This window comes from Providencia sp. PROV261 (genome assembly GCF_028477945.1).
GTDB classification, from domain to species: Bacteria; Pseudomonadota; Gammaproteobacteria; order Enterobacterales; family Enterobacteriaceae; genus Providencia; species Providencia stuartii.
In genome coordinates this window covers 1-6,074 of sequence record NZ_JAMPMC010000065.1, presented here as the reverse complement: position 1 = coordinate 6,074, position 6,074 = coordinate 1, and the positions used below count along the sequence as shown (strand labels likewise).

4 protein-coding genes are annotated in these 6,074 nt (G+C 51.2%); all 4 read left to right on the top strand.

What is annotated here, in order from left to right; translation table 11 throughout:
• Positions 1-396 (top strand): Hcp family type VI secretion system effector (locus PR675_RS20260; RefSeq protein WP_272582957.1); only part of this gene is annotated, 396 nt, incomplete at its 5' end.
• Positions 397-479: 83 nt separating this feature from the next.
• The gene (locus tag PR675_RS20255) at positions 480-2,636 is read left to right on the top strand and encodes a type VI secretion system Vgr family protein (RefSeq protein ID WP_004924611.1); all 2,157 of its coding nucleotides are present in this window, start codon (positions 480-482) and stop codon (positions 2,634-2,636) included.
• Positions 2,637-2,644: 8 nt separating this feature from the next.
• Entirely contained in the window at positions 2,645-3,064 is a 420-nt protein-coding gene (locus PR675_RS20250; RefSeq protein ID WP_004924613.1) for a DcrB-related protein, read from the top strand.
• A 57-nt stretch (positions 3,065-3,121) separates the two neighbouring features.
• Positions 3,122-6,074: DUF6531 domain-containing protein (locus PR675_RS20245; protein WP_272582956.1), on the top strand; the 2,953-nt coding region annotated here is incomplete at its 3' end.

The following is a 6,074-nucleotide window of genomic DNA, read 5'->3' as shown; positions in this document are numbered from 1 at the left end:
CAAGAGTTTTCCCACATTGTGACCGTACCGACTGACCCCCAATCCGGTCAACCTTCAGGCCAACGTGCTCACAAGCCATTCCGTTTTACGGTGGCATTAAACAAAGCGGTCCCTCTGCTGTACAACGCACTGGCGTCTGGTGAAATGCTGCCAAAAGTGGAACTGAAATGGTACCGCACGTCTGTTGAAGGGAAGCAAGAGCACTTCTTCACCACCACGCTGACCGATGCGACTATCGTCAACATCGATTGCCAAATGCCACACTGCCAAGATCCGGCCAAAGCGGATTACACGCAGCTCATCGAAGTGTCGCTTTCTTACCGTAAGGTCGACTGGGAGCACACCGTGGCAGGCACTTCCGGTGCTGACGACTGGCGTGCACCGCTGGAAGCGTAATCGCCTCATTCGACGAGCTCACCCGGGCTCGTCCTTGTCTGTTTTAACGTGATGCACTCTCCCCGTTAACCCGGAGCCTGACCATGTTCTCAAAAGATCCGAAAAAATCATCCCCTGATCTGGCGTCGATGCTGAAGGACGAAGCCATTAACCAAGCCAAGGAAGCGGCGATGTCAAAGGCATCTGCGCGAACACAACAAGCCGTCAATTTGGCCCAACAAGCGGCCAGTGCGGCGTCCTCGTTGCAGGCCTCCGCCGCGATGTTGCCCCCCGGCGGCGGGCTGACGGGGGGGCTCAACCCTGCCGATCCGGATACCGCGCAAGCGGCCTTACGCAGTGCGTTAGGGTTAACCGCTGAGCCGAGCGGTTTAGTGTTTACCTGTGAAATCGGCTTATTTCCTGCGGGCACCTTTCAAGTCACCGATTTTACCCTCACCGAAGGGCTCTCTTCCTTATATCACCTTAGCCTGAATGTGGTGAGTTTGTTGCCTTATATTGAATTCCAAACGCATTTAGGCCAAGCCGCCTCACTGACGGTCAAACGGGATGGGCAGATTGTGCGCACCGTCAATGGCATTCTTGCGGGCGGTGTCCAAGGCAATACCGATGGCGTGAAAACGTGGTACCATTTTGATATCCGCCCTGAAATGTGGATCATGACCCTCAATCAGGACAGCCGTATCTTCCAAGACCAAAACGCCCCCGCGATTTTAAAGACGTTATTGGATGAAGCGCACGTCAAATCAGACTGTCTTTTTTACCGTGAAGCGCTGCATCCGGAACGGACCTACACCACGCAAAAACGGGAATCCGCCTATGACTTTTGGTGTCGCTTAGCCTTTGAGGAAGGGATCAACTTCTGGTTTGAAGAAGATCAGATGTTCTACAGTGATGAGCACATGGGCATGACCGCGGGGATCTCGTTGACTTACAACCCGCAAGCAAACACCGATATCACCGACAGTACCGCCACCACCTGGCAGTACGGAGAGTATCTGTGCGCCGATCAACTGATCCAAAAAGACAACAACTACGTGCGCCCCTCTTACCCGCTGATGCACCAAGATCAGCAAGCAGGCGGTGGGCAGCACAGTGTGTTTGAAAGTTACGGGCGTTTTCAATTGGATGCCGAAGGGGAGCCCCTGACCAAAGCCCGTTTTGAGCAGTTACGCAGCGGTAGCCGCGTGGGCAATGCCACCACGAACTGCTTTGCCTTGCGCCCAGGCAAAATTTTCACCCTGCAAAATCACCCACACGCCCCGATGAATGACAGTTGGCAAGTCATCACGGTCACCCATCACGGCGTGCAACCCTTAGCCGACAATGGCGGGGGCGAAGGAACGCAATTAAGTAACACGGTCTCCTTTATACCGGGTCGTGAGGAGTGGCGTCCGCCACACCGTTATAAACCGACGGCCGATGGGGATGAATTGGCGACCGTGGTGGGGCCGCCGGGGGAAGAGATTTACGTCAATGAGTACGGCGCCGTCAAAGTGCATTTCCATTGGGATCGCTACGGCAAGCCCGATCACAGCGCTTCCTGTTGGGTGCGTGTCGCCATGGGATGGAGCGGCAACGGTTACGACTTTTCGGCCGTGCCCCGTATCGGCACTGTTGTGCAAGTCAGTTACCTGAACGGGGATATTGACCGCCCCATTATCACGGGATGCACTTACGATGGCCGCAATGCTCCCCCTATTCGTTTTCCTGAGAACAAAACACGCACCACGTTCCGCACTCAAACCCATAAGGGCGAGGGCTTTAACGAGTTACGTTTTGAGGATGAGGACGGTAAGCAGGAAGTGTTTATTCATGCGCAAAAAGACATGAATACGGTAGTACGGGATAATCGTTCGACGACCGTGGGGGCCAACCACAAAGAAGTCATCCTACAAAACCAAACGGTTTCAGTGCATGGCTCTCAATCGACCTCAGTACAGTCTGACCAAAAGAATGTCGTCTTTGGGAAAAGACAGTCTATTGTCGATGGTGAAGTGGTCATCGCTTCCGCAAAAGGGATCCGTCTTATCAGCGGTACGTCCGTTCTTCAATTGAGTCCCTCGGGGAGGGTCACCATCGCGTGTGAAAATTTTGATTTTTATGCCAGTGGTTCAGGGCAAATTGCCACGGGTGAGATCCTCGATCTCAATATGGACAATGCCGCGCCAGGGATCACTAAAATAGATCCGAATACCGACACCATTGCCAGCACAAAATCCCAATTTTTTCCTGAAAAATAAGGTTAAGTATGCATTACTTATTTCAAGAGGGTCGCCTCACACTACCCTGTGATAAATATCAAGATAATACCGTGAATATGCTGCGTTTTCCTGCCCTAGAAGGCAGCATCTCCATCACCCGTGAGGCACTGTCGCCAGACATCGAGCTAAGTGATTATCTCGCCGGACAGCTAAGCGCCATTAAACGTGAAATAAAAAATGCCGTCGTTAAAGCGCCAACCGCTTTTCGCACAGAGCAAGGTCTCACGGGGAGTGAAATTTACTGTGAGACCAAACAAAAAGGCATCAGTATTTATCAATGGATAGCGGCATTTCACGTGGAAGACAACGTCTTAGTCGTCACTTATAGCCAAATTAAACCGTTTTCAAATGCAGAGCTCGCACACTGGCGCACCCTGCGGGACAGCTTTACACCGCACTCAAATTAACCGAAAGCAGACTTGAATTCACAATGACCATACTGACGATTGAATAAGGACATACTCATGGGAAATGAATTTTTCGCGGCGAAGCAAGGCGATAAATTGATGCACTCGTCAATATGGGCAGATATTGTCTGTGGTGTGGTTAAAGGGGCGGTCTATGCGGCGGTAGGGGCTGCTGCAGTTGTATTGACAGGCGTAACTGCCGGTGCAGCAGCGGCTGTTTTTATTGGCGCGGGATTGGCGACCGGATTTGCTCTCGGCAGTGTTATTGATGCTGCTGCGGATTGGGTCGCGGATGGGATTGATAGCCTCTTTGGGCTCAGTTCGCCTGATGGCGAAATAAAAACCGGCTCACCCAATGTGCGTATCAAGGGAAAACGGGCAGCAAGAGCGGCAGGAAAACTCCCTACCCCCTTGTTATTAGCATCTATTGCAGAAGACAATGCGCCCCCTAAAGAAAAAAAAGGGCTCGATATTACCTTGAGTATTTTGGAAAAATCCACAATGCTTATTCCGGGCATGCTTCCCTTTGCGTTAGCCAAAAAAGCACTTAGCACCCCGAATAATGCGGCGCCTATTGACCCCCTGTCTGACGAATACCCAGAATATCCATCGCCTAAGCAAGGCTTTTTTGACAGCATACTGTCCCCCGTTAAGGCGAATAAGCACCCTCATGCTGAACCGATGCCCCTCGATATTATCAAATGTGATAAATGGCATTGTGCAAGTGAGCCCTACTTTTTAGCGGAAGGATCAAAAAGGGTTCAAATCAATAGCCAGCCGGCGTGCCGTAATGGGGATAGAAGCACCTGTGAAGCCAAAATCGATGACAATCAAGAAAAAGGGATTGTGCGCATTGGTGGGAACAGTGTGGTGGTACGCGACATCATGAGTGGCCGCAACCCGTTTGCAGAGATGTTCGGTGAAATTCTTGGCGGCCTCTTTGTGGGGGGACTGCGAACCTTAATGCGAAAAGGTGGAATGGCTGTCATTAAGCAGTGTTTAAATAAAGTCGGTTGTACGCTGGTAAGTGAAATTGTCGGCACCGCGGTTGGTTCGATGGTGACGGCAACGGTGGTACAAGCTTTCAATAGTTTACACCATCCCGTTCATGCCGCTACGGGGTCGAAAGTCCTCAATGGTGAAAATGATACGGACTTTATTATTGAGGGAGCTTATCCGTTAGTCTGGTCACGTATCTACCAAAGTCGGAACCAACGCGAGAGCCGATTGGGCCGTGGTTGGGCAATGCCGTTTGATGTGTCCTTGGAAATCGAGTCAACTGGCAAGGGGCTTGAAAATGAAAATATCTACTACCATGACGCATCGGGGCGCCGTTTAGCCCTGGGGAAAATAGCCCTCGGCCAAACAGTGTTTTATCAGGATGAAGGGTTTAAAGTTTATCGCACCGTGAATAATATTTTCCTTGTCGAATCCACTGACGGTGACTATCAACTGTTTGAAGCCAACCCCCATAAAATCAACACCCTGCGCTTAATGAAAAGCGCTGACCGCCATAACAATGCCTTAAATTACCGTTATGCCAATGACGGTGAACTGGTGCAAATTCATGATGATGCGTATTTAACGGATATCCGCTTGCACTATGACGCACTTTCACAGCGATTAACGTCGGTAACGCATCATCAAGGGCAAGCTGAAAAAACACTGGTGACCTATGATTACGATGAACAGCAGCGGTTAATTCAGGTCACTGACGCGGATAACCGTATCACGCGCCGTTTTGGCTGGGATGAAGAGTCCGGCTTAATGGCGATGCACCAATATGCCACGGGGTTGAGTAGCCATTATCGCTGGCAACGCTTTGACACCTTTACCCTTGAAGACAATGAACCGGAGTGGCGGGTCGTTGAACACTGGTTAAAAGAAGAAGGCCAAACGTGTTTAGAGCACACAGAACTCATCTACGATTTAGCCGAGCGCACCGTCAAAACCGTTCAGCATGGTTTAGGAAGCACCTTCCGTCGCTGGAATGAACAACAGCAAATCATTGAATACACCAATGAGCTCAATGAAACTTGGTACTTTGAGTGGGACACCAATCGCCACTTAACCAAAGCCATTGCGCCAGATACCAGTGAGTGGGTTTATACCTATGATGAACGCGGAAATTTAACGCAATCGACGGATCCCGAAAACCAATCCACTTGCTACGATTGGGACAAGGATTTTGCCTTTCCGACCGTGCAAACCTTGCCCAATGGGGCGGCGTGGCATTGGGAATATACCGACAAAGGCGATGTCCGCCGTGTGATTGACCCCTTGGGGCACATCACGGCGTTTGTTTGGGACGAGCAAGGCAATTGCATCGGGCAAGTGGATGCCAAAGGCAATGAAACCCACTATCGCTATAACCCACGCGGTCAGCTTATTCGCCAAACCGACTGTTCCGGTTACCCCACCACCCTCACCTATGATGAGTGGGGGCAATTGCGCAGTATCACTAATGCGCTCAATGAAACCACCTATTACACGTTCAGTGAAACAGGCTTATTGCTGTCAGAAAAGTTGCCCGATAACACGGAAAACCGCTACGACTATGATGATGCGGGGCAACTGGTCGGATTAACCGATGTGGGTGACCAGCACACGCTACTGCGGCGTAATCGTCGGGGGCAAGTCATTGCACGTCGTGACCCCGCGGGGCATTGGCTGCATTTTCACTATGACGCGTTAGGGCGCATGAATGCATTAGAAAATGAGCACGGCGAACAGTACCGCTTTGGCTACGATGCCCTTCATCGCTTGACCCAGGAGCAAGACCTTATTGGTCAACAAAAACAGTATCAGTATGACGAGGTGGGAAACCTGACGCAGATACTGACTACCCCCGCCAAGCCGCTGAACGGAAGTGCCGCCCTCGCGCCAGTCCTGATGCAACTGCATTACGATAAGATTGGTCGTTTACGGTCTCGTGAGAACGGGGAATACCGCACGGAATATGGGTATAGTCAGAACCAAGTGACCGTGCGTCAAGTGCCAATCGCGCGCT